At 43.5% G+C, this 372-nt stretch carries 1 protein-coding gene; it reads left to right on the forward strand.

Going from position 1 to position 372, the window contains the following annotated elements; translation table 11 throughout:
- Nucleotides 1–372: hypothetical protein (locus SH09_RS17335; protein ID WP_042740267.1), on the forward strand; the 372-nt coding region annotated here is incomplete at both ends.

Raw genomic sequence — 372 nt, forward strand, 5'->3', positions numbered from 1 at the left:
TCACTCTCACTCACTGATGTTGAGTTACTCATTGAAGTAGAATCGCTCTCACTCACTGACGTTGAGTTACTCATGCTCGTAGAGTCACTTTCACTTACTGACGTTGAGTTACTCATGCTCGTAGAGTCGCTCTCACTTACTGATGTTGAGTTACTCATTGAAGTAGAGTCGCTCTCGCTTACTGACGTTGAGTTACTCATGCTCGTAGAGTCACTTTCACTTACTGACGTTGAGTTACTCATGCTCGTAGAGTCGCTCTCACTCACTGATGTTGAGTTACTCATGCTCGTAGAGTCACTTTCACTTACTGATGTTGAGTTACTCATTGAAGTAGAATCGCTCTCACTCACTGATGTTGAGTTACTCATGCTC

Origin of the sequence: Staphylococcus gallinarum (assembly GCF_000875895.1) — a bacterium.
GTDB lineage: Bacteria > Bacillota > Bacilli > Staphylococcales > Staphylococcaceae > Staphylococcus > Staphylococcus gallinarum.